19 protein-coding genes are annotated in these 25,645 nt (G+C 72.7%); 3 read left to right on the top strand and 16 right to left on the bottom strand.

Annotated elements, in window-relative coordinates; genetic code table 11:
- Positions 1-68 precede the first annotated feature (68 nt).
- The 7 genes from ACFFRH_RS18340 to ACFFRH_RS18310 all read right to left on the bottom strand — a co-directional run bounded on the left by ACFFRH_RS18340 (position 69) and on the right by ACFFRH_RS18310 (position 8,655).
- Positions 69-1,748, bottom strand: coding sequence for a GTPase (locus ACFFRH_RS18340; RefSeq protein WP_386157995.1), 1,680 nt, complete (start codon positions 1,746-1,748; stop codon positions 69-71).
- Positions 1,745-3,613 (bottom strand): ABC transporter, encoded by a 1,869-nt coding sequence (locus tag ACFFRH_RS18335; RefSeq protein WP_344744327.1) that lies wholly within the window; start codon positions 3,611-3,613, stop codon positions 1,745-1,747. Before ACFFRH_RS18335 ends, ACFFRH_RS18340 begins: the two co-directional genes overlap by 4 nt.
- 262 nt (positions 3,614-3,875) lie before the next feature.
- On the bottom strand, positions 3,876-4,562 hold the full coding sequence (locus ACFFRH_RS18330) for a response regulator transcription factor (protein ID WP_386157992.1): 687 nt from the start codon (positions 4,560-4,562) through the stop codon (positions 3,876-3,878).
- A gap of 164 nt (positions 4,563-4,726) precedes the next feature.
- Complete coding sequence (locus tag ACFFRH_RS18325) at positions 4,727-5,347, bottom strand: hypothetical protein (protein ID WP_344744326.1); 621 nt, start codon at positions 5,345-5,347, stop codon at positions 4,727-4,729.
- A 37-nt stretch (positions 5,348-5,384) separates the two neighbouring features.
- A complete protein-coding gene (locus tag ACFFRH_RS18320) occupies positions 5,385-6,668 on the bottom strand; it encodes an ABC transporter permease (RefSeq protein ID WP_386157989.1) in 1,284 nt (427 codons plus the stop codon).
- Positions 6,665-7,492: an ABC transporter ATP-binding protein gene (locus ACFFRH_RS18315; protein ID WP_386157986.1), complete on the bottom strand. Its 828-nt coding sequence runs from the start codon at positions 7,490-7,492 to the stop codon at positions 6,665-6,667. The genes ACFFRH_RS18320 and ACFFRH_RS18315 overlap by 4 nt, the downstream gene beginning before the upstream one ends.
- Positions 7,489-8,655, bottom strand: coding sequence for an efflux RND transporter periplasmic adaptor subunit (locus ACFFRH_RS18310; RefSeq protein WP_344744324.1), 1,167 nt, complete (start codon positions 8,653-8,655; stop codon positions 7,489-7,491). Before ACFFRH_RS18310 ends, ACFFRH_RS18315 begins: the two co-directional genes overlap by 4 nt.
- A gap of 147 nt (positions 8,656-8,802) precedes the next feature.
- Between ACFFRH_RS18310 and ACFFRH_RS18305 the strand changes: the two genes are divergently transcribed.
- Positions 8,803-10,830, top strand: coding sequence for an efflux RND transporter periplasmic adaptor subunit (locus ACFFRH_RS18305; protein ID WP_386157982.1), 2,028 nt, complete (start codon positions 8,803-8,805; stop codon positions 10,828-10,830).
- 219 nt (positions 10,831-11,049) lie between these two features.
- Here ACFFRH_RS18305 and ACFFRH_RS18300 read toward each other — a convergent pair whose 3' ends face one another.
- The 4 genes from ACFFRH_RS18300 to ACFFRH_RS18285 form a co-directional block, all read right to left on the bottom strand.
- Positions 11,050-12,438: a sensor histidine kinase gene (locus tag ACFFRH_RS18300; protein ID WP_386158422.1), complete on the bottom strand. Its 1,389-nt coding sequence runs from the start codon at positions 12,436-12,438 to the stop codon at positions 11,050-11,052.
- Positions 12,438-13,169, bottom strand: coding sequence for a response regulator transcription factor (locus ACFFRH_RS18295; protein WP_344744318.1), 732 nt, complete (start codon positions 13,167-13,169; stop codon positions 12,438-12,440). Before ACFFRH_RS18295 ends, ACFFRH_RS18300 begins: the two co-directional genes overlap by 1 nt.
- A gap of 10 nt (positions 13,170-13,179) precedes the next feature.
- The gene (lhgD, locus tag ACFFRH_RS18290) at positions 13,180-14,370 is read right to left on the bottom strand and encodes an L-2-hydroxyglutarate dehydrogenase (protein WP_344744317.1); all 1,191 of its coding nucleotides are present in this window, start codon (positions 14,368-14,370) and stop codon (positions 13,180-13,182) included.
- A 76-nt stretch (positions 14,371-14,446) separates the two neighbouring features.
- On the bottom strand, positions 14,447-15,460 hold the full coding sequence (locus ACFFRH_RS18285; RefSeq protein ID WP_344744316.1) for an NAD-dependent epimerase/dehydratase family protein: 1,014 nt from the start codon (positions 15,458-15,460) through the stop codon (positions 14,447-14,449).
- A 462-nt stretch (positions 15,461-15,922) separates the two neighbouring features.
- Between ACFFRH_RS18285 and ACFFRH_RS18280 the strand changes: the two genes are divergently transcribed.
- Positions 15,923-16,300: an STAS domain-containing protein gene (locus ACFFRH_RS18280; RefSeq protein WP_386157979.1), complete on the top strand. Its 378-nt coding sequence runs from the start codon at positions 15,923-15,925 to the stop codon at positions 16,298-16,300.
- A gap of 119 nt (positions 16,301-16,419) precedes the next feature.
- Here ACFFRH_RS18280 and ACFFRH_RS18275 read toward each other — a convergent pair whose 3' ends face one another.
- Both ACFFRH_RS18275 and ACFFRH_RS18270 read right to left on the bottom strand, forming a co-directional pair.
- Positions 16,420-20,085: an SCO7613 C-terminal domain-containing membrane protein gene (locus ACFFRH_RS18275; protein WP_386157976.1), complete on the bottom strand. Its 3,666-nt coding sequence runs from the start codon at positions 20,083-20,085 to the stop codon at positions 16,420-16,422.
- Between the two features lie 68 nt (positions 20,086-20,153).
- Entirely contained in the window at positions 20,154-21,308 is a 1,155-nt protein-coding gene (locus tag ACFFRH_RS18270; RefSeq protein ID WP_344744309.1) for a hypothetical protein, read from the bottom strand.
- A 118-nt stretch (positions 21,309-21,426) separates the two neighbouring features.
- On the opposite strand from ACFFRH_RS18270, the gene ACFFRH_RS18265 reads away from it, so the two are divergent.
- Positions 21,427-22,395, top strand: a complete 969-nt coding sequence (locus ACFFRH_RS18265) for an aldo/keto reductase (RefSeq protein ID WP_344744308.1) — start codon at positions 21,427-21,429, stop codon at positions 22,393-22,395.
- Between the two features lie 179 nt (positions 22,396-22,574).
- Here ACFFRH_RS18265 and thpR read toward each other — a convergent pair whose 3' ends face one another.
- From thpR to ACFFRH_RS18250, 3 genes are all read right to left on the bottom strand, one after another.
- Positions 22,575-23,165, bottom strand: a complete 591-nt coding sequence (gene thpR, locus ACFFRH_RS18260; protein WP_344744307.1) for an RNA 2',3'-cyclic phosphodiesterase — start codon at positions 23,163-23,165, stop codon at positions 22,575-22,577.
- Positions 23,119-24,384: an MFS transporter gene (locus ACFFRH_RS18255; RefSeq protein ID WP_386157972.1), complete on the bottom strand. Its 1,266-nt coding sequence runs from the start codon at positions 24,382-24,384 to the stop codon at positions 23,119-23,121. Before ACFFRH_RS18255 ends, thpR begins: the two co-directional genes overlap by 47 nt.
- 311 nt (positions 24,385-24,695) lie before the next feature.
- Positions 24,696-25,151 (bottom strand): MarR family winged helix-turn-helix transcriptional regulator, encoded by a 456-nt coding sequence (locus tag ACFFRH_RS18250; protein WP_344744304.1) that lies wholly within the window; start codon positions 25,149-25,151, stop codon positions 24,696-24,698.
- Positions 25,152-25,645 lie beyond the last annotated feature (494 nt).

Genomic DNA, 25,645 nt, shown 5'->3' with positions numbered 1-25,645 from the left:
AGGGGTGGAGCCGGTCGCCGCGGTCCTACCGGATTCCACCGGCTCCGGGCGCGCGTGAAGGCGTCCGCCTACGCGCGGGCTCCGTTCCCGGCCACCGCGACCGCCTCGGTGAAGTGCTGATAGCGGGTCAGCTCCTCCTCCATGGGGTCCAGCACCAGCTCGCGGCCGACCTTGTCGACGCTCGACCGCAGCGCCTTCGCCGCCTTGCGGGCCCGGCGCCGGCCGCCGAGCCAGGCGGCCACCCGGGAGAGCAGCGCGATCAGCAGACCGAGCAGGACGCCCCCGACCAGCAGCGTGGTCGGCCAGGGCAGCTCACCGACGGTCGGCATGTAGAGCTGCGGCAGCCGGAGGTAGTCGAGGGCGACCAGGGCGAGCAGCCAGATCCCCCCGGCGAGCATCGTCGCGAGCACCAGCCACTGCGCCAGCCCGGCCAGCCGCCACCACAGGGGCCGCCGGGAGACCCCGAGCGAGGTGGTCGCCACCGCCCGGTCCAGGCCGTCCTCCAGTTCGTCCCCGCGCGACCTCGCCGCCTGCCGCACGGCGGCGGCCCACGGCGCGGGAAGCCCCGCGGCGGCGGCCCCGGCGGCCTCGCGGATCGCGGTGTCCATCCGGGAACGCTGGACGACGGTCGCGACGGGGATGGACGTCCTTCCGACGACGCCGCCCGCCTCTTCCGGCTCCTCTGCCGCCGTCCTCGCCCCTCCGGCGGACCGGCTCGCGGCGTCCAGGCGGAGGCGGCGGAGCGGGTCGGGCCGCAGGCGGCGGATCCACCGGGTGGGCGGCCATCCGGTGGCGGCGACCGAGCGGTGCCGGTGGGACTTGGCCACGGCCTCGACGACGACCGGCACCCCGGCGGCCTGTGACAGCGCGTCCCTCAGCGGCCTCGCCAGGCCGTCCGGCCTGTTCGCGGCGTCGGGAGGGGTCTCGCCGGGGGCGACGCCGGACGCCTGGAGGAGCGCGTCGGCGGCCATGCCCGCGTCGGCGGCGAGCCGGGCGGACCAGGACCGCCGGTCGGCGACCCGGGAGGTGAGCAGCGAGCGCAGCTCGGGGACGCCCGCGCCGGTACGGGTGGACACCCCGACCACCGGAACCCCGGTGAGGCCGTCCTCGTCGAGGAGCCGCCGGAGGTCCTTCAGGCACCGCTCGGCGGCGGCCGGGGAGAGCCGGTCGATCTGGTTGAGGACGACGACCATGACCCCCCGGTGCCGGGCCAGCGGCCGGAGGTAGCGGTCGTGGACGGCCGCGTCGGCGTACTTCTGCGGGTCGAGCACCCACACCAGCAGGTCGACCAGCTCGACGAGCCTGTCGACCTCCAGCCGGTGCGACGGCTCGATCGAGTCGTGGTCGGGCAGGTCCAGCAGGATCAGCCCGGCGGCCTGGCCGGACGCGTCGGGAAGCTCGTGACGGCGGGGGATCTCCAGCCAGTCGAGCAGCGGCCCCGCCCCCGCGCCCTCCCACAGGGCGGCCTGGGCGGCCGAGGTGGTCGGCCTGGTGACGCCGACCGTGGCGAGCGAGGTGCCCGACAGCAGGTTGAACAGCGAGGACTTGCCGCTGCCGGTGGCCCCCGCCAGCGCGACCGCAGTGTGGTCGACCGACAGGCTCGCCCGTACCCCGGCTCGGGAGATCACCGAACGCGCCGCGGCGACCGCGTCGGCGTCCAGCCTCCCGTCGGCCAGGTCGGCGGCGCGTGCCAGCGCGGCCAGCCGGTCGTCCAGCGAGACCGTCTTCTCTCGTCGCAGCAGCTTCACGCCTGGCCCGCCTCTCCCGCACCGGTGGCGCGCGGGACGCCGTCAGGTGCGCCGGTCACGTGTGGGAGGCCGTCGGGCGGTCTCCGGGACTCCCCCACGGCCAGCGGGACGGGACCCGCGGGGAGGGCGGCCCGGCGGTCCGCGACGGGAAGCTCGCGCAGGTGCTCGCGTATGGCGTCGGCGGTGGCGCGGAGGGCGGGGGCGGTGCCCTCGGGGGGCTGGACGGCGTCCAGCAGGTCGGTGAAGCGGTCGGCGTCCTGGCCGAGGAGGATCGCCACGCGGGCGCGCAGATCGGAGCGGGCCTTGACGGTGAGGTCGCGGACGGCCTGGTCGCCGAAGACGGCCTCCAGGACCTTCTGGCTGAGCACGCTGGTGCCTCCGGCGATGCCGACCTCGATGCCGGTCAGGCCGCCGGTCGAGGCGAACACCGCGATCATCAGCAGCAGCCCGGCCCCGTTGAGGCCGAACGAGGTGACGCGGGCGGTGGTCCGCTTGTCCGCCCCCTCCTCGCGGACCAGGTCGAGCACGTACGACTGCCAGCCCCTGACGGCCTCCTCCGCCCTGGCGGGCAGGTCGGCGGCGGCCCGGCCGAGACGTCCGGCCACGGCGACCCCCTCGCGCTCCAGGAGGGCCCGTCCCGATGGGTGCGACGACCAGGACTCCAGGAGGCGTTCGGCGGCGCCGTCGGCCGAGGCCCTGATCAGCGCCTCCACCCCGCTCTCCAGGGCGGTCCGCAGCTCGCTCTCGGGGGCGGGCCGCCCGGTGACGAAGGCCACGACCCGGTCCCTGAACCTGCCGACCCGGCTCTCCAGGGAGCGCATCAGGTCACCGGTCCCGATGAAGTCCTGCCAGCGGGCCAGGACCTCTCCGCGCAGCAGCGACCCGTCCCGCATGCCCTCGTCGAAGGAGGCGAGGCCCACGGCGTAGGCGGCGTCCGCCATCGAGCGGAGCTCCTCGGCGCCGGTGTGCTGGCGATCGACCGCCGCGGCGAGCGCGGGCACGCGGGTGGAGAGGCTCTCCAGCGCGCCGGACAGGGTCTGGCGGACCACCTCGGCCCGGGAACGGGAGTCGGCGGCGATGGAGACGAGCCAGTCGGCGATCGGCTGGACCGCCTGGCGCGGCAGGCGGGCGTTCTCGTCGGGCAGTATCAGCTCGGGGACCTCGAAGAGGTGCGTCCCGCCCAGGCCGTTCGCCTCCAGCAGCCGGTTCAGGTCCTTGCGCACCACGCCCATCGCCTCGGGAGGGACCCTGGACAGGACGACGGCGAGGGCCGTGCTCCGCTCCCTGGCCGACCGCAGGAAACTCCAGGGGACCTCGTCGGCGTACCGGGCGGCGGTGGTGGTGAACAGCCACAGGTCGGCGGCCGCGAGCAGCTGGGCGGCCAGCTCGCGGTTGGCGGTGACGATCGAGTCGATGTCGGGGGCGTCGAGCAGGGCCAGGCCCGGCGGGACGGTCGCGGCGGTGACGACCCGGAGCGTGCCGGGCTCGCCCCTGCCGCTCCCGGTGACGCGTGGCAGGCCGGGCAGGACGTTCTGGGCGGTGAACCACTCGCGGTCGACCGGGCTGGTGACCAGGGTGGGGGCCATCGTCGTGGGCCGCAGCACGCCCGGCTCGGAGACGTCCTCGGCGACCAGGGAGTTGACCAGCGTGGACTTCCCCGCCCCGGTGGAGCCGCCGACGACGGCGAGCAGCGGGGCGTCGATCGCGCTCAGCCGGGGGATCAGGTAGTCGTCGAGCTGGCCGGTCAGCTCGCGCAGTGCCCGGCGGTCGGCCGCCACGTCGCCGATCGCGAGGGGGAACAGCTCGCGGTCGAGATGCCGCCGCAACTCCCGCAGCGTCTCCAGAAGACCGTCGTTGTCACCCATACGGTCGATCCTGCCCTGCGATGGACCCTCTAGACGCGTTTGGCCCCACCGCTCGACCGGGTTACGGGGGCGAACTCGGTAAAGCGGTGGGGCCCTGCCCTCGGACCTCATCCGCGGGCCGTGTCGAGCTCGTCTCCCCCGCAGCTGGAGGCGAGCCCGAGCCCATTCGGATGCTTCCGAGGTGATCGGGGGTCGTGCATTGTCTATTTGAACACACAAAGCTCAGAAACGGGTCAGCTGAAGCTGAATATCAGCTGAAAGTTCAATCACTGTGGGGCGGTCGCAGCACATAGCCCACCCCGCGGAGGGTGTGGATGAGCCGGGGCTCGGCCGTGTCGACCTTCCGGCGCAGGTAGGAGACGTAGGACTCGACCACCCCGGCGTCGCCGCCGAAGTCGTAGTTCCAGACGTGGTCGAGGATCTGCGCCTTGGACAGCACCCTGCCGGTGTTGACCATGAAGTAGTGCAGGAGCTTGAACTCCGTCGGCGACAGCCGCACCGGGATGCCGGAGCGCCAGACCTGGTGCGCCTCCTCGTCCAGCTCCAGGTCACCGACCTGCAGGCGCACCGGCAGGTCGAGGTCTCCCCTGGTGCGGCGGAGCACGGCCCGGATGCGGGCGAGGACCTCCTCCAGGCTGAACGGCTTGGTCACGTAGTCGTCGGCGAGCCGCAGGCCGGCGACCTTGTCGTCGGTGGCGTCCCTCGCGGTCAGGAAGAGCACGGGCATCTGCCCGCTCATCTCCCGTAGCCGCCCCGCCACGGCGAAGCCGTCCATGTCGGGCAGCATCACGTCCAGCACGACCAGGTCGGGACGGATGCGCTCGGCGAAGTGCACGGCCTCCCGGCCGTCCACCGCGGTCACCACCTCGAACCCGGACAGGCGCAGGCTGGCCGAGAGTAACTCCCTGATGTTCGGTTCGTCGTCCACGACCAGCAATCGGGCTTCCACTCTGTCCAGCACATCCCGAGGCTCGCCCACCTCGCTGGAACGCAGCTCAGCCGGGGCTGAACGTTTCCTGAGAACCGTCTCAGCGCGGCTCCCGGGAAAAGCGCCGTTCCCGGGAGGGCCGCTCCCGGGAGAACGGCCTGCCGCGCCGGCCGCCGCGTACCGGATCACCGGCGTCCGGCACCCTCGTTGATCGCCGTCGCGGTCACCGAGCCGTCGTCGGCCGCCGCCCCGCGCACGACCACCGCGCCTCCGGGCTTGAGGTCGGTGACCTTGCCCTCCTTCGTGACACGTACGGACGTCTCGTCCGTGGTGTTCACGGTCACGACCGAGCCGTCCGCCGTCTGGACGTAGACCTTGCCGCCCTCGACCCGCTGCACCGTGCCGACGGTCATGCCGCCCCGGCCGCCACCTCCCTGACCGCCCTGACCTCCCGGACCGGCCTGCCCTTCCTGTCCTCCCTGACGGCCCTGGCCGCCCTGCTGGCCGCCGCCGAAGCCGCCAAAGCCTCCTGAACCACCGGAACCACCGGGGCCGCCGAAGCCGCCGGGGCCCGCGCCGCCCTGCCGCGCCGCCGCGGGGGCGCCGGACGGGCCGCCCATCGCCTTCTGCGCCTGGATGCCCACGATCACCCCCGCCACGAGCATCACCCCGGCGCCCAGCACGAGGGTGAGCGTCGACAGGCGGCGCGGCGGCCGGGCCGCCAGCTCACTGTCCAGGTCCCCACGGAACGGGGAACTCTCCAGCGGTCTCCCCGCCGGAACCGTCTCGTCGGCGTTGCCGCCCATGTGTGTCTCCTTGCCTAAGCCGCGTTGGCCGTACGGGTCACTCGTGACGCAGGGCCTCGATGGGCCGGAGCCTGGCCGCCCGGTTGGCCGGGTAGCCGCCGAAGAACAGCCCGATGCCCACGGAGACGCCGAGGGCGAGCGCGATCGAGGACGGTACGAGCACCGGTGAGATCCCGGCGATCGTGAAGCGGGTCCCGGCGAACGCGATCGCGACGCCCGACAGGCCGCCCACCAGGCTCAGCACCGTCGCCTCCAGCAGGAACTGGCCGAGGATCGCGCTCCTGGGCGCGCCGATGGCCTTCCTGATGCCGATCTCCCGGGTCCGTTCGGTGACGGTCACGAGCATGATGTTGGTGATGCCGATGCCGCCGACCAGCAGGGAGATGGCGGCGACCGCGCCGAGCAGGGCGGTGAAGATCCCGACGGTCGAGCTGACGGTCTCCTGCAGGGTGGCCTGGTTCAGGATCCGGTAGTCCGCGACGCCCGCCGGGGTGATGCCGTGCCGCTGGTTCAGCACGGCGGTCACCTCGGCCTGCGCGGAGTCGGTCGCGTCGGCGCCGGTCGCCTGCACGATGATCGAGCCGAGCGCGCCGAACCCGGTCAGGCTCTGCTGCACGGCGGGCAGCGGCACGACGGCCACGTCGTCGGCGTCCTGCATGCCCGACGAGCCCGACTCCTTGAGCACCCCGATCACCGTGAACGGCACCCCCGAGACGCTGACCGGCCTGCCGACCGGATCGGCCGTGCCGAACAGCTCCTCGGCCACCGTCCGCCCGATGACCATGACCTTCCTCGCGGCGAGCACGTCGTCGTTGACGAAGTAGGTGCCGCTGTCCACGGGCTTGTTCGTGGCTTCGAAGTAACTGGGGTAGGTGCCCACGAGCTGCGCGATCGTGTGGCTGGCGCCCTCGTGGACGGCGGTGGCCGCGTTCGCGGTCACCACGGGCGACACGCTCCGCACCGAAGGGGCCTGCTCGCGGTCGGTCAGCGCCCTGGCGTCCTCCAGGGTGAGCTGCCTGGCCTGGGTACGCGGGCCCTCGTTCTGGCCCCCGGCCGCCCGGCCCCCGCCCCCGCCCGCACCACCTCCGCCGAAACCGCCACCTCCGCCACCGCCCCCGGCGAAGGACGCCGAGACGGTGAGGGTGTTGGCGCCGAGCCGCTGGATGGACTGCTGGATGCTCTGCGAGGCCCCCTCGCCGAAGGCGACGAGCAGGATCACGGCCGCCACCCCGATGAGGATGCCGAGGGTGGTCAGGAAGCTGCGCAGCTTGTTCGCGGCGAGCCCGCGGAGCGCGAACCTCAGGATTTCGAACCGGCTCACGCGGGGACCTCCGGTGTGCGGGGCGGGAGGCTGTCGGCGGGAGTCTCCGGTGTGCGGGGCGGGAGGCCGCCGGCGGGACGGGGCGGAGGGCCGTCGACGGGGGCCTCCGACATGCGGGGCGGGGGGCCGTCGACGGGGGCCTGGCGGCGGTCCTCGACGATCCGGCCGTCCACCAGGCGGATGACCCGCTTGGCGTGGGTGGCCACGTCGTCCTCGTGGGTGATGATCACGATCGTCCGGCCCGCGACGCTCAGCCCGTCGAGGATGCCCAGCACGTCCCCGGTGGAGGCGGTGTCGAGGTTGCCCGTCGGCTCGTCGGCGAGCAGCAGGGCGGGCGCGGTGACCAGCGCCCTGGCCACGGCCACCCGCTGCTGCTGGCCGCCGGAGAGCTCGTTCGGCTCGTGGCGGACCCGGTCGGACAGGCCGACCTGCTCCAGGGCCGCCAGCGCGCGGGCCCGCCGGTCGGCGGCGCCGACCCCGCCGTACGCCATGGGCAGCTCGACGTTGGCGAGCGCGCTCATCCTGGGGATGAGGTTGAACGACTGGAAGACGAACCCGATCTTCCGGTTGCGGAGTACGGCGAGCCTGCGCTCGTCCAGCGAGCCGACGTCGGTGCCGTCGATGCGGTAGGCGCCGGAGGTGGGCACGTCCAGGCAGCCCAGGATGTTCATGAGCGTGGACTTGCCGGAGCCCGAGGCGCCCATGATGGCGACGTAGTCGCCCCGGTCGACGCTGAGCGACACCCCGCGCAGCGCCCGGACCTCGGCGTCTCCCCTGCCGTACACCTTGGTGATGTCCGTGAGGGACAGGACGGGGACGGTCATCGGCCGTTCCCTCCGCCGACGGGGCGCATGCCGCCGCCACCGCCCCCGCCGTTGCGACCGCCGCCCCCGCCGCCGAGGCCGGGGAAGCCGCCGCCCTGCTGGGTGGTGGTCTCCGTGGCCGCCGGGCGGACCACCTGGTCGCCCTCGGCGAGCCCGGACTTGATCTCGGTGAGCGTGTCGCCCTTGATCCCGGTCTCCACCTGGACGGGCACCTGGCGCCCGTCGCGCAGTACGGTCACCGTGCTCCGCCCGCCCGCCGTGGAGATCACCGCGGAGGAGACGGCGAGCACGTCCTCGGCACGCTCGACGACGACCCCGACCGTGGCCGTCTGGCCGAGCCTGACCTCCTTCGGCACCTCGGTGAAGGAGATCGTCACCGGGTACTGGACCACGTTGTTGCTGGTGGTGGCGGTCGGCTGGATCTGGGTGACCTTCCCGGAGGCGGTGACCCCGGTGAGCGCGTCGAACCCGATGGAGGCCGTCTGGCCGACCTTGAGCTTGGTGACGTCGGTCTCTGTGAAGGTGCCGACGAGTTCGAGCCTGCGGGTGTCGGCGAGGTCGATGAACCCGCCCGAGGCGTTCGCCGCGCCGCCCGAGTTCGCGGCCCCCCCGGAGCCCGCCGAGTTGTTCGCGTTGGTCGCGGCCTTGGAGGCGGTGCCCGAGGAGCCGCCGACCGTGCCGTTGACGGCGGTGATCGTACCGGCGAACGGCGCCTTGATGACGGTGCCGTCCACCGCGCGCTTCGCGGACCGGTAGGTGTTCCTCGCCGTGACGTACTGCGCGTAGGCCGCGGCGGTCGAGGTGTCGTCGTCCGCGGTGTCGAGGGCGGCGGAGGCGGCGTCCAGGCTCTCCTGCGCCGAGTCGTCGTCCAGCCGGGCGAGGATCTGCCCCGCGGTGACCTTGTCACCGGCCTTGACGTAGATCTTCTCGACGGTGCCGTTCGATCCGAAGGAGAGGGACCGGGCGCGGGCGCTGGCCACGGTCCCGGAGGCGGAGACGGAGGCGGAGACCGTGGTACGGGTCACCGACACGGTCCGCACCGCGGCGTTGGCGGATGAGGCCTCGCCGCCGAGGGAGGAGTAGGCGATCACCACTCCGCCCAGCAACAGGACCCCCAGGGTCCCGTTCACGATCAGCGCTCCGCGCTTGGTCGACAGCTTCACAGCGCCTGACCCTGGCGCACCAGGCTTGGACTCACCCCGGCGAAGGCTGAAGATTTCCTGTAGACGTCGTCTTACCGCCCACGATGCACAGCAAACCTTCAGGGACCTGTGAGCATGCTGTGAATCAGGCGGTCCAGGATGTCCGCCATGAGACCGACCCATCTCCCGAAGAATCTGCGCGCGGGAGGGCTCGCCCTGGCCGCCCTCGTCCTGGTGGGCGCGGGGGCGATCGTCGTGTTCGACGGCGGCTCCGGCCAGGCACCCCGGGTGGAACTGGCGTCCGCCAGGCGCGGGACGGTGACCGCCGCGGTGTCGGCCGCGGGCAGCACCGTGGACGACGGCACCCGCGAACTGGCCTTCGGCGGATCGGGGACGGTCACGAAGGTCTACGTCAAGGCCGGGGACAGGGTCGGCAAGGGGGACGTGCTCGCCAGGATCGGTTCCGCCCCCGCACGCGAGCGCTACGACGCGGCGAAGGCACAGCTCGCGGCGGCCGAGGAGGATCTGGACACGGCGGGAAGCACGCCGGAGAGCACGGGAGGTACGGGGGGTACGGGGGGTACGGGGACGACCGGGGCCAGGCAGCAGACCGGGAGCCAGGACGGGGGCCAGGACGGAAGCCGGACGGCGGACCGGACCGGCGACCAGGCGGGGGATCAGACGGGGTCCGACCGGACGGGTGACCGGACAGGGACCGACCAGACAGGGACCGACCGGACGGGGCCCGCCACGCAGGCCGGGTGCGAGCCCACGGCGACGCGGCCTCCGGGCGCGACGCCCACACCCACGACCGCCCCGACCAGGACGGACGCCCCCACGCAGCGGCCGGAGCCCGCGCGCACGATCTCTCCGCCCCCGGCGACCGCGCCGACCGGATCGACGAACCGGCTCCCACTGTCTCCGGCCTCCACATCGACCGGATCGGCGAGCCCGCTCTCACCGTCCCAGGCGCCCGCGTCGGCCGGATCGGCGCGGACGGCACAGGTCGTCCCCGCGGGCGGGATCGTCCCCGCCGGATACCGCTTCGCGGCGGCCCCGGCACCGGCGCTCACCCCCACCCCCACCCCCGTCCCGGCGCGGAAATCCGCGTCCGTACCGGCACCGGCCACGACGGCGGCGAACGCGCGGCCTGGTGACGGCCCTCACCAGCCCGCGCCGACGGTCACCGTCACCGTGACGGCCGCTCCGACGGTGACCGTGACGGCCACCGCGACGGTCACCGTGACCGCGAGGCCGCACGGAGGCGGGCCCACCACCACCGCCCCCGGTCCCACGGGCCCGCCCTCGGGCCCGTCGACCGGGCCCGGCGAGCACCCCGGGCCGACGGCGAGCCCCACCGGTCCCACCGGAACGGCCGTACCGACCGCTACCGCCAGGCCCACCACCACCGGATGCCCCACCCCGAAGCCGAGCGCGAGCACGGGAACGGGGACGGACAGGGGCACCTCCCCGAACAGGAACACCGGGCAGAACACCCAGCAGGCCCCTCAGCAGAACGGCGGGGCCGGGCGGGGGACGCTCACCGTGGAGCAGGCCGAGGCCCGCGTGAAGCAGGCCCAAGCGGAGCTGACCGACGCCACGGAGGAGCTCGCGGGCGTGCGGATCGTCGCCCCCGCCGACGGAACCGTCATGTCCGTGGCCGGGGCGGTCGGCGACAGCGCGGGCACCGGCACCTTCCTCACCCTCGGGGACCTGGACGAACTCCAGGTGGAGGCGCTGTTCACCGAGTCGGACGTCGGCAGCCTGAAGGCGGGCCAGCGGGCGGCGATCACCCTGGCCACCCGGCAGGGCGAGAAGTACACGGGCACCGTGACGGGGATCGCCCCCACCGCGACCACCAGTGACCGGCTGGTGAGGTACGGCGTCACGATCGCGTTCGACGAGCCCCCGGCGAACCTCCTGGTGGGCCAGACCGCCTCGGTCACCGTGACCGTCGCCGAGTCCGCCGAGACGCTCTACGTCCCGGCGCAGGCCGTACGGACCAGGGACGGGGTCTCCAGGGTCACCGTGCGGGGAGGCGCCGAGCGGGTCGTGGAAACGGGGGTCCGCGGCGACCGGTACGTCGAGATCACCTCCGGGCTGTCCGAGAACGACCGGGTGGTACTGCCCGGCGGCGCGGCCGGAGGGGAGTTCCCAGACAGCAGTTGGCCGGAACCCGGCACCGGCGCCCCCTGAACCGGGTGGTGACCGCTCGATGACCGGACGGTGACAGGGCGGCAGGGCTGCCGGGCGGTGTCCAGGCCGGGCCGGGCGCGGTGACCAAGCCGGATCGGGCGGTGACCAGGCCGGGCCGAGCGGGTTCGGCCCGAGCCGGGAGGGGGCCCGGTCGGGTGCGAAGGCGGGGCCCGAGTCGAGTTCGGGGACGGGACCCGGCCGGAGCCGGAGGCGACCGGTTCAGTCGGATTCGGGGGCGAGCGGGAGGATCACCCGGAACGTCGAGCCCTTGCCGGGCTCCGACTCCACGGCGACCCGGCCGCCGTGGGCCTCGACCATCGCGGCGACGATGGCCAGGCCGAGGCCGCTCCCGCCGTCCTCGGGGGCACGACGGCCCCGGGCGGAGTCGGCGCGGTAGAACCGCTCGAAGACGCGCTCGCGCTGCTCGGTGGTGAGGCCGGGCCCGTCGTCGGCGACCTCGATCACGGCCATGCCGTCGTCTCCGGAGAGGGCCACCCGTACGGGGGTGCCCTCGGGGGTGTGGGTGAGCGCGTTGGTCATGAGGTTGCCCACGACCTGGCGGAGCCGTACCTCGTCGCCGGAGACGATGAGCGCGGAACCGTCCACCGAGAGCGTGACCTCGCGTTCCGGGGCGAGGATGCGGGCGTCGCCGACGGCGTCGGCGGCGATGGCGAGCAGGTCGACCGGGCGCATGACCATCGGCCGCTGCTGGTCGAGCCGGGCCAGCATCAGCAGGTCGTCGACGAGCAGGCCCATCCTGACCGCCTCGGACTCGACCCGGCGCATCAGCGGCGCGGCGTCGATGCCGGGCGCCTGCCGGTAGAACTCGGCGAACCCCCGGATCGAGGTCAGCGGCGTGCGCAGCTCGTGCGAGGCGTCCGCGACGAACCTGCGCATGCGCTCCTCCGAGCTGCGGGCCGAGGACTCCGACTCCGAACGGGCGCGGAAGGCCGTCTCGATCTGGGCGAGCATGCCGTTCAGCGACCGGCCGAGGCGGCCCACCTCGGTGCGCGGGTCGGCGTCGGGGACGCGGCGGCCCAGGTCTCCGGCGGCGATGGCCTCCGCGGTGCGTTCGATCTCCTCCAGCGGGCGCAGGCTCCTGCGGATGATCACCACTCCGGCCCCGGCGAGCATCAGCACCAGGCCGCCTCCGCCGAGCAGCTCCACCAGCGCGAGCTGGCCGACGATCTGCCGCACCTCACCCATGTCCACGGCCACGATGAGGCTTCCACCGGTGTCCAGCGAGGTCACCCTGACCCGCCAGTCGCCGCTCTCGAACGAGTCGGCGCCCTGGCTCGGGGACACGTTCGGCCCCGGCTTGCCCTCCACGTCGATGCCGCTGAGCAGGATGATGGTCTTGTCGTTCCTGCCGCGGAGTTCGAGCCTCGCGTCGGACGGCATCGTCTTGCCCATCAGCGCGACGGAACCCCGGTTGTTCATGCGGCGCAGCGCGGAGTCGACGGTCAGGTCGATCTGGCTGTCGACGCGGTCGATCAGGTAACCGCGCATGATCGAGACGCTGCCGATGCCGATGAGGGCGAGCGCGATCGTGAGCAGGACCAGGATGACGCCGATCAGCTTCACCCGCAGGGGGGTCGCGGTGAGCATCACGGGGCCGGTGGTAAGCGCAACACGTATCCGACGCCGCGCAGGGTGTGGATCAGCCTCGGCTCGGCATTGTCGATCTTGCGGCGGAGCACGGAGACGTAGGACTCCACGATCCCGGCGTCGCCCCTGAAGTCGTAGTCCCACACGTGGTCGAGGATCTGGGCCTTGGACAGCACCCGCCCCGCGTTCGCCATGAAGTAACGCAGCAGCTTGAACTCCGTCGGCGACAGCGCCACCGCCTTGCCCCTGCGCCACACCTCGTGGCTCTCCTCGTCGAGCTCGACGTCGGCGAAGGTGAGCCGGGGCGGCCGGGGCGCGAGGTCGCCGGAGCCGGTACGGCGCAGCACGGCCCGGATGCGGGCCACGACCTCCTCCAGGCTGAACGGCTTGGTCACGTAGTCGTCCCCGCCCATGGTCAGCCCTCGGATCTTGTCCTCGGTGGCGTCACGAGCGGTGAGGAAGACCACCGGCGTGTCGCTGCCGCCGCCGCGCAGGCGCCGTACGACGTCGAAGCCGTCCATGTCGGGGAGCATCACGTCGAGCACGATGAGGTCGGGCCGGTGCCTCTGGACGGCGGCGACGGCGTCCGTGCCGTTGCCGGCCGTGTTGACACCGAACCCGGCGAACCTCAGGCTCGCGGCGAGAAGTTCGAGGATGTTGGGCTCGTCCTCGACGATCAGCAGGCGGGCCTCGGGTGAGTCGGTCACTGGTTTATTTTCACCGGCCCACATGAGAAAGCAGTTAACTGGTCAACATTGAGGCTAACCCCACAATATGCCTCGCAATCGCCAAACTCGACGTGGCCGCCGGCGAGGGGGCGTTGCGGACGAGGGCGACGCGGCCGTGCACGTCGATCGCGAAGTCGTCCAGCATGCCGCCCCTCCCGTCCACAGCCTGTGCGCGGACGCCTCCCTCGGTCCTGACCAGGTCGGCGCCGGTCAGGGCCGGGACGTACCGGCGCGCGGCCCGCAGGAAGGATTTTTTACCCAGCGAACCGGCCACCTCCCTGATCCCGGTCCGCCAGTGCCTGGCGGCGAGCCTCAGGGTGCCCGGCCAGGCCAGGATCCGGCCCAGGTCGGCGAGATCGACGTCCCGCCAGGAGTAGCCCTCCAGCGCCAGCGCCATGACCGCGTTGGGGCCGACCAGCACCTCGCCGTCGATCCTGCGGGTCAGGTGCACGCCGAGGAACGGGTACCGGGGGTCGGGGACCGGGTAGATGAGCCCCCGGACCAGGTCCTTCGCCTTCCCGGCCAGCGCGTAGTACTCGCCGCGGAAGGGGACGATCCGCACGTCCCCGGCGGCCCCCACCATCCGCGCGACGGCGTCGGTGCCGAGCCCGGCACAGACGATCACCCGGTCGAACTCCAGCGTCCGCTCCCCCGCCAGGACGCTCACCCCGCCCGCGGTCTCCCGTACGGCGCGTACCGGGTGGGAGAGCAGCACCGAGCCGCCGCTCTCCCGCACGTCCTGGGCGAGGCGCCGGGCGACGGCGGGGAAGTCGGCGATCGCGGTGTGCGGGGAGTGCACGGCGCCCACGCCGACGGCGTGCGGCTCGATCTCGCGCAGGGCCAGCGCGTCGAGCTCGGCGATGCCGGGGACCCCGTTCGCGCGGGCCCGCTCGGCGATCCTCCGCAGCTCGGGCCGCTCGGGCCCGGTGGAGGCGACGACGAGCTTGCCGACCTCGTCGTACGGGATGCGGTGCTCGGCGCAGTACTGCCTGAGCATCGCCACGCCCTCCCTGCAGAGGGTGGCCTTGAGCGAGCCCGGACGGTAGTAGATCCCGGCGTGGACGACACCGCTGTTGTGGCCGGTCTGGTGGGCCCCGACGCGGTCCTCCTTGTCGAGGACGGTCACGGTGGCCCCGTGGGTCAGCGCCGTCTCCCTGGCCACGGCGAGCCCGACGATCCCCGCACCGACGATCCCGACCTTCATCGCCGGCTCCTCCCTGCCCCTTATGAGGTCACTTCCCCGGATTCCATCAGGGTGGAAAGCGTGTCATCGTGTGACGTCATCCCGCCAGTCTCCCGGCCTTGCCGGTGGTGAGATGCCCCTCCTGCGCCAGCCAGCGCAGCGAGTCGGCGATGGTCTCCTGGACCGGCCGCAGGCTCACGCCGAGCGCCTCCAGGGTCGGGGTGTCGTACGTGCGGACCATCGTGACCATCATCTCGACGGCGTCCCTGGTCAGCGGGTAGTCGATCTCCTTGATCAGCTTCATCACGTCGCCCACGGCCGCCGCGCCGCGCAACACCGACCGGTGGATCCTGAACCTCCGGCAGCGGTTGCCCGTCACCTCGTCGCAGACGTCGGCGAGCTGCGCCCAGGTGAGGTAGTGCCCGCCCAGCATGAAGCGGCGCGGTCCGCGCCCCGGTTCGAGGCAGCGGGCGAGCACGACGGCCAGATCCCGTACGTCGACGATGTTGGCGCCGCCCGCGGTGATCGGCCAGCCCTGCTCCAGACCGGCGCGCAGCCCCTCCACCATCGCGTCCAGCGAGGGCTGGTGCGGTCCGGTGACCCCGGCCGGATAGACGATCGTGATCGGCATCCCCTGCTCCTGGAGCCGTCTGGCGTAGCGCTCGGCGGAGATCTTGCTTCTGCCGTATCCGTTTCTGGGCGTGGAGAGCGGGCTCTCGGTCGTGATCACCGGCCCGGCCGGGGGAACGAAGACACCGACGCTGGAGATGTGCACTATGGGATCGAGACCGAGTTCCACGGCCTGCCCGAGGACGTTCTTGACCCCGGCCACATTCGTACCGTTCAGGTCGTCGGCACGGCCGATCACCCCGATTTCCGCGGCGGCGTGAATGACCGCGTCGCACTGTTCGAGCGCCTCCCGCACGGCCGCCGCGTCGCGGATATCGGCCTTGTGCAGGGGAATCTCCCCCGTCACCCCGACGGAGGCGAGCACCTCGCGCGTTTTCTCCGGACTGCGGACGAGGAGAAGCGGCTCATGCCCGTCGGCGAGGAGCGCGGCGACCGCATGCGAGCCGACGAAACCTGATGCCCCGGTTACCAGAACGCGCATGCTCGAAAGTTAGCGGCAATCCTCACCGTAAGAGAAGGGATAACCGGCCTGGTTCTTAACCGTCATTGGCCATGCGGGAAACACGTCCAGGCCGGTCAAGGAATACGTGAATATGTCGGGGCAATAAATGGCGATGCGGTCATTCATTTTCGGTATGGGATCGCGCGGGTCCACGTATGGGATCGCGCTGAGCCACGTATGGGATCACGCGGGGATCATGTGAGAGATCACGCGCGGGACCGCGCGGGACCATGTGTGAGATCACGCATCGATCGTGTATTGGATCGCGTACGGGATCGCGCCCGCACCGGCTCCCGGGGCGGGCGGCGAACGGCGGGTGTCCAGAGCCGTTACGCACATGTCTCCGGTCCGTCGCCCACCCCGGTGTCATGGAGGGGTATACCTTGATCAGGCCGGATGGCGGCCGAAACCGACCGCGTCACCGGGTGGAGATACGAGGCGATGAGCAGAGAACTCTCCATCGGCGTCGACCACTACGGGCACGCGGACTGCACCGTGATCACTGTCGTGGGTGACATCGACCGTAATTCCAGCGAGCTGCTCAGAGAGACCATCGAACGGCTGGTCTCCGACTACCGCCCGCGGATCGTGCTCGACGCCGGGGGCATCACCTTCTGCGATTCCACGGGGCTGCGGATCCTTCTCAGCGGCGCGCGGGTGACCTCGGAGGCGGGCGGATGGCTGCGCCTCGCCGGGGTGTCGGACGTCCTCAAGCGCCTTCTGCAGGTGACCGACCTCCTCACCTGGTTCCCCGTCGACCCCGACGTGGCGGCCTCTCTCGACCACGCCGCCCGCCGCGACCTGCAGTCCCCGGGCTGAGCCCTGGGCTGCCCCGGGCGACCCGCGGTTCCCCACCTCCGCACGTCGTGAGTGGTCTCGGTGAGCCCGTTCACGGGCGCGCCGGGCCGCGCCCCGAAAGTCCGGGGCGCGGTCAGCGGTCAGCGCATCCGGCCGACCGCGCCCCGCAGGCGTCGTACGTCCCGCAGGCGTGCCTCGTAGGTCGCGCCGACGACCACGAGCAGCAGCCCGCCCAGCGCCATCGGCACCCATCGGGGAACCAGCACGACCACCTCCGCGATCCACGGCGCCAGCTCGTGCAGGGCGACGACGGCCAGGGTCAGCCCGCCGAGGACCGCCGGGGCCTGGAGCCGGAACCGGGCACCGGTCAGCAGCACGGCCAGCGAGACCAGGCCGAGCAGCAGCGGCCGGAGCCAGCCCGAGCCCGTGAGCAGCGCGAACACGCTGGGCACCAGGCTGGAGGCGAGGCCGGGACCATAGGCGACCCAGGACGACGTCTCCCCTCCGCGCGCCCGCCACCAGCCGAACCCCAGCAGCACCAGCGAGAACGGAACCGCGTACGCCTCGACCACGCTGATGTCGGAGGCGAGCAGCCGCAGCCAGGCGGCCGTCAGCATGAAGCCCGTTCCGGCGTATCCGGCCCACCGGCGATCGGGCCGCAGTGCCGTACCGGCCATCAGCACGCCCGCCACGGCGCAGGCCAGGCTCGCCAGGGGCAGGTCGGCCGAGGCGAGCGGCAGGCCCGCTCCCAGGAGGACGTACCCCGCCCCCTCCACGCCGACCGCGAACGGCGTCCTCCTGAACCGGCCCGCCACGGCCGCCGCCGCGCAGGCCACGGCGAGCGGGCCGAACGCCGCGTGCCGTACCGGCCAGTCCAGGGCCAGCCCGGCGGCCAGCGCCTCCCCGCCCGCCAGCAGCGTCGCGAGCCCCGCCGCGACCGGTGCCACCGCCCCCGCGCCGGCCCTCGCCCGGCCACCCGGTACGACCGCCACGGCGATCACCGCCACGGCGGGGAGGACGACCAGGGTGGCGGGCTCGCTCATGAGGGCCCAGGAGATCGCGACGAAGGCGGTCCACAGCGCCGCCACCCCGCCGAAGACCGCGTTCGCGCGGCTCCGCGCCGCCGTCCACGCCGTCGGGACGGTACCGGCGACGAACAACCCCAGCTCCACCCCGTACGGCAGGGCGACCGACACCGGCAGCGCGACCAGCACCGCGGGCCAGGCGAGCAGTGCCGCCCTGATCGCCCCTCGACGCCGCGCGGCCCGCCAGGAGACCAGCACCGCCGCCGCGGCGACGAGGCCGATCACCGCCACGAGCGTCGGATGGCCGCCCGCCGGGCCTGTCACGGCCGTCCACGGCCGTACGAGGGGGCGGTGGAAGTCGAGGACCGCGGCGACGGCGGCGTGCGCGGAGACGACCGCGAGCACCGCCAGCACGACACTCAGCGCCGACCCGGCGGGCCGCCGGAGATCGCCGTTCTTCCCCGGCGCGGCCTCGGGTGAGAACCTGGCCGGTGAGCCGCCGCGCAGGGCGAGGAGTGCCGCGAGCACCGCACCGGCGGCCAGCGACAGCGACAGGCCGTCACCCGCGGGAAGCCACCCGGTCCCGGCGCAGACCGCCCACACCAGGCCGGTCGCCGAGAGCACGCACGCGACCAGCGAGACCGCCGCCGCCCCGCGCGGCCGGGCCACGAACGCCGCCGCGCCCCACGCGGCGAGCAGGACGCCGAGCGTCGCGTACGTGCTGGAGCGTTCGGTGAGCGCGGTGGCCGTCGCCACCGCGGACACCGTACCGGCGGCGATCGCGAAGGCCCCCGCCCATCGCGATCGCCGTGCCAGGGTCACCCCGGCCACCAGGACGACGGCGAGCGCCGACAGGACCGTGAGGTCCACCCCGTGCCCCCAGCCGAAGGCGACGGGGGCGACCGCCGTCGCGAGCGTCCCGGCGGCGAGCGCGGCGAACCCCAGGGCGGCCCGCCCCCGCGCGGCCGCCAGTGCCGAGGCGACGGCCAGCAGCCCCGACACGACGGGGAACTGGGGGAACGGCGCGATCAGCCCGGCATCGGCGAAGCCGGGAGACCCCGACCACACCTCGCCCAGCCGGTTGAACGGGGCGAACAGAGTGAAGATCACTTCGTTCGCGAAGGGGAGCGCGGTGGCCGCCGCCAGTGCCCCGGCGAAGACGGCACCGGCCGAGCGGACCCGCGGCTCGTCCAGGCCGGGCGCGTACAGCATGACCGCCGCGGTGACCAGCGCCGCCACCGTGTACGGCACGGCCCACCAGGTGGGCGCCATCAGCGGCCAGGCGAGGGCCGCCAGTCCCGCCGTCAGCGTGAGCGCCGAGACGGCGGTGACGAGCGTAAGGCGGTTCGCGTCCCGCGCCCTCCGCGCGACCGCGAGCCCGATCACGGCCAGCGCGACCAGCAGCAGGGCCTCCCTGAGCGAGACGATCGCCGGAACCTCGCCGGGGAACGGGTTCATCTTCTTCAGGAGCGATTCCAGAAGCCCGTGGCACACCCCCAGGCCCCACACCACGCCGAAACAGACCCCGACCGTCGCCAGCGGCCCGCGCCCACCGGGCGCGTCCCCCGCGCCGGACACGTTCTCGGGCACCTTTCCGGGCATGTCCCCCGCGCCCGACACGTTCCCGGGCACCTCCCCGGGCGTGTCCCCCGCGCCGGGCACGTTTCTGGGCACCTCCCCGGGCGTGTCCCCCGCGCCGGGCACGTTTCTGGGCACCTCCCCGGGCGTGTCCCCCGCGCCGGGCACGTTTCTGGACACGTTCCCGGGCGCCTTTCCGGGCGCGCCGGGGGCGTCCTCGGCCTCGATCTCGGCGCGGGTCATGCCCTCGGCCCCGGCCCTTTCTCCGGCCGCGGGCGTCGCCGCTCCGGCGCCGGGCCCGGAACTCCGGCCCGCCGCGTGGAACACCAGGAAAGCCGCGTCGGCGGCGGCCGTCGCGGCGAGCGCGGCGGTGATCCACGGTGTCGTCTCGCCGAGAGCGAGCAGCGGGAGCGGGAACTGGGCGAGGACGATCGCGACGGGTAGCGGCAGCCGCAGCGGGAGGAGCCGCGAGTAGCCCGCCATGGCGAGCGCGACCAGGGTGAACAGCAGGGCGGCGTAATGGGGTCCGGCCAGGCCGTCGGCCCCGGCCAGCCCCGTCCTCCGGGCCGCGTAGCCGTCCAGGAAGAGCAGCGCCGCGCCGAGCATCGCGATGGTCTCGGCGGTGGTGACGAGCCCGCGCCTCACCAGGAATTTCGGCGCGGCGAAGGTCAGCGCGGTGACGGCGGCCAGGATCGCCGCCCGGCCGCCGAGGCTCATGCTCCCCCAGCTGACCACCGTGAACACCACGGCCGCGACGACCAGCAGCAGCCCGCCGAGGCCGAGCAGCAGGTTCTGCACCGCCCGGGGCGAGAAGTCCTTCCCCTGTCCTGCGGTCGGCCCCGCACCCGATCCTGCACCTGGCCCTGCGGCCGGTCCTAGCGCCCGTTCCCGCGCGTCCTGCCCGGCTCGCTCCCGTTCGGTCTGCTCCCGTTCGGATCGTTCCTGTCCGGGGCGCTCACGTTCGGCCCGTTCCCGAGCGAGGAGGCCGAGCAGGTGGCCGCGCCGGGTGAGAAGTTCCGCCTCACGGGCGCGCAGCCCCGCGAGGGCGCCGTCGAGCCGCCACAGCTCGGCCGCCACCGGTCCCCTCAGAGGCAGCGCGCAGCGCGGGCAGCGCTCGTACGTCCCCGCGAGGGGGGCCGAGCACTCAGGGCAGCCCACCCGAGAGGGGGAGCGGAGGCTCGGCGCGGGGCCATTGTCATGCATGGTCCGAAGGATGGCGTAAGCGGCTTGACGTCCGCTTGCGCTGGATCACTCAACCGGGTCTGAGTATCTCAGCGGGTTCCGCGGGCGATCAGGGTGATGACGCCGATGGCGCCCCCGGCGATGGCCAGCCAGAGGAGCACGGCCGAGATCGGCAGCCCCGTGTCGGTGCCCTCCTCACCGGCCTTCACCGCGGCGACCGGTGTGGGCTCCGGATCTCCGGTGGCGCCGGGGGCCCGGGCGGGAGCCGCCTCGCGGCGAGCGGACGTGGGTTCGGGAGCCGCCGCGCCGAGGACCGACTCGGGCAGCGGCACCCGGTAGACCGGGCTGCGGCTTCCCTCGCTGCCGGTCAGCAGGTACCTGCCGTCGCGCGTGTAGGTGATCGACTCGGCCTGCCGCAGCTCCGGCATCGTCACCCGGGCGATCTGCTCCCCCGGGGCGCGATAGACCGTGGCGGAGAAGTAGGTGCGGATCACGAAGCTCGACCCGTCGGGGGCGTAGGCGGCGTCGGTGGCCATGATGGGCGCGGAACCGACCTTGCGGAGCACGTTGACCCTGTCGGTGCGCAGCCGCTTCGGAGCCTGGTAGACGGCACCGGCGAACTGCTTGGTCACGATGGAGAGGCGGCCGGTGCGGGGGTGCACCATGATGCCCTCGGCGTTGTGCCCGCCGTCCTCGTAACGGAACCGGTAGCGCACGGCTGGGACGACGGCGTCGCTCAGCGTGGCGGGCTCCGCCACCTTGTAGACGGAGACGTCGGGCCAGGCGCCTTCGAGGTTGTCGCCGATGTCGGCGAACCAGAGCACCCCCCGCCCGGTCCGCGGGTCGGTGGAGGCCGCCATGCCCTCCCAGTCGCGGGAGGCCGCCCCGCGCAGGGTGAAGGTCGCGCGGGTCCGTCCGTCGGGGCCGACCGCGAAGAACACCGGTCCCGCGGAGCTGTCGTTGTGGGTGTAGTAGACGTCCTTGCCGGTCGGTGAGACCGCCAGCCCGCTCGACTCGGTGATCCGACTGTCCTTGAAGCGGAAGAGGATCCGCTCCCCGCCGTCCGCCCGTCCGGTACCCGCGGATACGCCGTGCTCCCCCGCCCGCGTACCGTCCCGCCCCGCGTCTCCCCGGCCGTCCCGCCCCTCGCCCGCCCACGCGCCCTGTCCCGAGAGGACCGCGGCCGCGGCCAGGCAGACCACCGCGAACACGCGAACCAGGACTTCCCCCGCCTTACTCAGCATTCAGCCATCATGCCCCGGCGGTGCGCGCGGGCGTCACAGACGTGGCGGGTCCGGCCGACACGGATTTCCTCGCGAATCCGCTCGCCTGGAGTGCGCTCCAGGTACCTAGGGTGAACGTATGGATTACACGCAGCTTGGCCGTACCGGCCTGAAGGTCAGCCGCCTCTGCCTGGGCACGATGAACTTCGGCCCCTTGACCACGGAGGAAGACTCCTTCGCGATCATGGACCACGCCCATGAGCTGGGGATCAACTTCTTCGACACCGCCAACGTCTACGGCTGGAAGAAGGGCGAGGGCGTCACCGAGCAGATCATCGGCCGCTGGTTCGCCAAGGGAGGCGGGCGCCGGGAGAAGACGGTGATCGCCACGAAGCTCTACGGCTCGATGGGAGACTGGCCCAACGAGGGCCAGCTGTCCGCGCTCAACATCCGCCGCGCCGCCGACGCGTCGCTGAAGCGGATGCAGACCGATCACATCGACCTCTACCAGGCGCACCACATCGACCGGAACACCCCGTTCGACGAGTTCTGGGAGGCCATGGACATCCTCAAGCAGCAGGGCAAGATCCTGTACGTGGGGTCGTCCAACTTCGCGGGCTGGCACATCGCCAAGGCCCAGGAGAGCGCGCGGCGCCGCAACAGCGTCGGCCTGGTCTCCGAGCAGTCCCACTACAACCTGATCGTCCGCGCGCCGGAACTCGAGGTGATCCCGGCGGCCGAGGACTACGGTGTCGGCCTGATCCCGTGGAGCCCGCTCGCGGGCGGCCTGCTCGGCGGCATCCTGCGGAAGATCGACAAGGGGCGTTCGGCCTCTGAGCAGATCACCAAGCAGCTGGACAGGCACCGCGACAAGATCGAGCGTTACGAGGAGTTCTGCGACGAGCTGGGTGAGGACCCGGCGAACGTCGGACTGGCCTGGCTGCTCCACCAGAAGATCGTCACCGCGCCGATCATCGGGCCGCGCACGCTCGACCAGCTCGACGGCGCCACCAGGGCGCTGGAGATCGTTCTGGACGAGAAGGCCCTGACCCGCCTGGACGAGATCTTCCCCGGTTTCAAGACGGCTCCCGAGCACTACGCCTGGTGACCGATGCCGCCGTACGGCACCTGAACGGGCCGGTGAACCGCCGTGGGATCCGGGAGCCCGAGAACCCGGGAACGCCTCCGGGCGGCTAGGACACGAGGGCGCCGATCACCACGAGGAGCACGAGCAGTGCGAGCACCGTGGGCAGCAGCCAGCGACGGGGACGATCCACGTCCTGGAGCCTAGCTCTGCCCGCGGGGTGCCCGTGCCGTCAGGTGCCATTCCTCGACCGTCTCGTAGCGAGCCCCGGCCCCGCCGAGGGTCCCGCCCCCGAAGTCGCTCCGTATCAGGTGCACCGTCCTCGCCTCCCACTCGGCGCCGGAGAACGTCCCGAACGCCTCGACCAGAGGGCTCACGTCCATGTCGGCACGGCACCGGGCCAGGCTCAGGTGCGGCCTGAACCGCCGGCGATCCGTCTGGCCGGCTCCGGCACCCAGCGCCTCGGTTCCCACGTGGTCGGCCAGGCGGGCGAGGCTGGTGCGGTCGCCCCCCAGCCCGGTCAGGAAGACCCGGGCCCGACCGGCCGAGGGGAACGCCCCGGCACCGGTGAGGGACAGCGTCATCGGCGGGTGGCGCGTGGCGGCGCCGGCGAGCCGCGCCCGCAGCTCGGGCAGCACCCCGTCGGGCACCTCCCCGAGGAACGACAGCGTCACATGCCAGTTCGCCGGTTCCAGCCAGCGAAGCCCAGGCCATCGCGACCGGTGGGCTTCGAGGGCGAGGGCGAGCTCATCGCGCACCGGCGGTGGCGGCAGCAACCCCACGAACAGCCGCATTCGACCTCCTGCTGATCATCTTTGTCAGCATTATGGCCACACCGGAACCGATCAGTGTGAGCGCACCGCCCACCAGGACCCCGGCGCGCGGGCCGCCCAGCTCGGAGATCCAGCCGAGCAGCAGCGCGCCGAAGGGGGCTCCCCCGGTGAACACGAGCACGTAGATCCCCATCACCCGGCCGCGCATCTCCGGCGAGGTGGCGAGCTGCACGCTGGCGTTGGCGGCGGTGTTCACCGAGATCAACGCGATGCCGGCCGGCACGAGGGAGACCAGGTAGAGGGGGTACCACGGGGCCAGGCCGCTGACGATCTGGAACAGGCCGAACGCGACCGCGCCGCCGACCAGCAGCCTCCGGCTGGGCCGTACCCGCCGCGCCGCCATGAGCGCGCCCGTCAGCGCGCCGACCGCGAACATGCTGGAAGCCAGCCCGAACGAGGCCGCGCCCGCCCCGAAGACCTGACGCGCCATGAGCGCGATCGACATCGAGAACGACTGCGTGAACAGCGAGACGAAGGCGATCAGCAGTATCGGCATGAGCAGCTCGGGCCGCACCATCACGTAGCGCAGGCCCTCGCGGAGCTGGCCCTTGGCCCTCGGCACGGGTTCGGGGGTCGTCAGCTCGGAGGTGCGCATGAGCATCAGACCGGCGAGCACGCCCGCGAAGGAGAGCGCGTTGATCAGGAAGATCGGGCCGGTGCCGCCGAGCGCGTAGATCAGGACACCCGCGATGGCCGGACCGACCACGCGGGCCAGATTGAAGCTCGACGCGTTCAGCGCGATCGCGTTGGACAGGTCCTTGCGGCCGACCATCTCCACGACGAACGACTGCCGGGTCGGCACCTCGACACAGGCGATGAGGCCGAGCAGGAAGGCCATCACGAACACCTGCCAGACCTGGGCCGAGCCGGTCACGACGAGCACGCCCATGGCGAGCGCCAGCAGGCCCATGAGCGACTGGGCGACGATCAGCAGCAGCCGCTTGGGATAGCGGTCGGCGAGCATGCCGCCCCAGAGGCCGAAGAGCAGCAACGGCAGGAACTGCAGCATGACGGTCACGCCCAGCGCGAAGGCGCTGCCGTTCGTCAGGTCGAGCACCAGCAGGTCCTGCGCGGTGCGCTGCATCCACGAGCCGACGTTGGAGACCACGCCTCCGGCCGCGAACAGGCGGTAGTTGTACACGCGCAGGGACCGGAACATCCCGCCCCGCGTCTCGGGCACGGGCTGGGCCGTCCCGCTCTCGGTGGCCTGGAGCTCGTTCGCGGTGGCGGCGGCCCTCGCGGCCCGCCGCCGCCGGACCCTCGCCCTCAGCCCGGTCCTCTCGACGGTCTTCCGGCCCGGTTCGCCGTCCGGCTTCGCACCGGACTCCCGGCCCGGTTCGCCGTCCGACTCCCCGTCCGGCTTCGCACCGGACTTCTGGCCCGGCTCCCCGTCCGGCTCCTCCTGCGGCTTCGTACCTGGTTCTCCGCCTGGCGCGGCGGATGCCCCGGCGCCGCTCGGGGCCGCCGGGGCCTCGGGTTCCTCGGGGTCGGCTAGATCCGGCTGAGCTTCTCCAGTATCGGAGCCGCCTGCCGGAGCGTCGCCCTCTCCTCGGGTGTCAGCTCCTTCAGCCGCTGCGTCAGCCACGCCTCCTTGAGGCGCCGCTCCTCCCTCAGCAGGGTTGAGCCCTGCTCGGTCACGCCCACGGTCACCTGGCGCCGGTCGGTCGGGTGCGGTGTACGTGACACCAGCTCCCGCTCGGCCAGCACGGCGATCACGCGGGTCATCGAGGGCGGCTGGACCTTCTCCAGCTCGGCCAATTCGCCGGGGGTTATCCCGGAATGCCGTTCTACGGCGGCGAGCGTCGCGAGCTGGGTGGGCGTCAGCGAGTGCACCGCGGCCTGCCTGCGAAGGCGTCTGTTCAGTCGTGCCAGCGACACGCGCAGAGCCGAAGCCAGACCGGCGTCGCTGCGCAGGTTCGCGACGCGGTCCTTCCTGGGGTGATTCATTAGCGTAAGTCATTACCTTTGCTAACTATATACGTATGCACGTGATTCCCTCCAACGGGTTTCCTTCTCGGCGCGGGCCGTACAGCGTGCCAGACGGACGGGGGATCGCCAACCTCGCCCGGAGCGCCCGGCGCCCGTCGGCCCTTCGGGGCCCTTTGACCTCATCTGTGCCCCGGGGACACGGGGTTCACCACGCGAGCTCGCCCAGCTCCCGGCATGTGCACGGGAGAGCCGTACGGAGAACGGGGCGGCCCATGATCCCGGCGACCAGGACGGACGGCCGACCGGAGGGGATTCCACCCGCTGGAGCAACCGGCCGACGGGCGGCCTCCGGACCTCACCGGACCTCGCCGGACCTCGCCGGACCTCGCCGGACCTCGCCGGATCTCACCGGATCTCACCGGATCTCACCGGATCTCACCGGATTCTCAGACAAGGATGAGGGGGGTCTCATGTGGTCGCCCGACCATCGGTTCGGTAGGCATTCCATATCT

The sequence above is a fragment of the Streptosporangium vulgare genome (assembly GCF_042428775.1).
Classification (GTDB): Bacteria; Actinomycetota; Actinomycetes; order Streptosporangiales; family Streptosporangiaceae; genus Streptosporangium; species Streptosporangium vulgare.
This window is presented reverse-complemented; position numbering and strand designations above follow the sequence as displayed.

Bases quoted from the DNA above. Each gene is read 5' to 3' on its own strand.
- thpR (WP_344744307.1), bottom strand. From the start codon at position 23,165: ATGCGGCTGTTCGTGGGGTTGCTGCCGCCACCGCCGGTGCGCGATGAG.
- ACFFRH_RS18280 (WP_386157979.1), top strand. From the start codon at position 15,923: ATGAGCAGAGAACTCTCCATCGGCGTCGACCACTACGGGCACGCGGAC.
- ACFFRH_RS18250 (WP_344744304.1), bottom strand. From the start codon at position 25,151: ATGAATCACCCCAGGAAGGACCGCGTCGCGAACCTGCGCAGCGACGCC.
- ACFFRH_RS18295 (WP_344744318.1), bottom strand. From the start codon at position 13,169: ATGTGGGCCGGTGAAAATAAACCAGTGACCGACTCACCCGAGGCCCGC.
- ACFFRH_RS18325 (WP_344744326.1), bottom strand. From the start codon at position 5,347: ATGGGCGGCAACGCCGACGAGACGGTTCCGGCGGGGAGACCGCTGGAG.
- ACFFRH_RS18315 (WP_386157986.1), bottom strand. From the start codon at position 7,492: ATGACCGTCCCCGTCCTGTCCCTCACGGACATCACCAAGGTGTACGGC.
- ACFFRH_RS18285 (WP_344744316.1), bottom strand. From the start codon at position 15,460: ATGCGCGTTCTGGTAACCGGGGCATCAGGTTTCGTCGGCTCGCATGCG.
- lhgD (WP_344744317.1), bottom strand. From the start codon at position 14,370: ATGAAGGTCGGGATCGTCGGTGCGGGGATCGTCGGGCTCGCCGTGGCC.
- ACFFRH_RS18335 (WP_344744327.1), bottom strand. From the start codon at position 3,613: ATGGGTGACAACGACGGTCTTCTGGAGACGCTGCGGGAGTTGCGGCGG.
- ACFFRH_RS18305 (WP_386157982.1), top strand. From the start codon at position 8,803: ATGAGACCGACCCATCTCCCGAAGAATCTGCGCGCGGGAGGGCTCGCC.
- ACFFRH_RS18275 (WP_386157976.1), bottom strand. From the start codon at position 20,085: ATGCATGACAATGGCCCCGCGCCGAGCCTCCGCTCCCCCTCTCGGGTG.
- ACFFRH_RS18300 (WP_386158422.1), bottom strand. From the start codon at position 12,438: ATGCTCACCGCGACCCCCCTGCGGGTGAAGCTGATCGGCGTCATCCTG.
- ACFFRH_RS18270 (WP_344744309.1), bottom strand. From the start codon at position 21,308: ATGCTGAGTAAGGCGGGGGAAGTCCTGGTTCGCGTGTTCGCGGTGGTC.
- ACFFRH_RS18265 (WP_344744308.1), top strand. From the start codon at position 21,427: ATGGATTACACGCAGCTTGGCCGTACCGGCCTGAAGGTCAGCCGCCTC.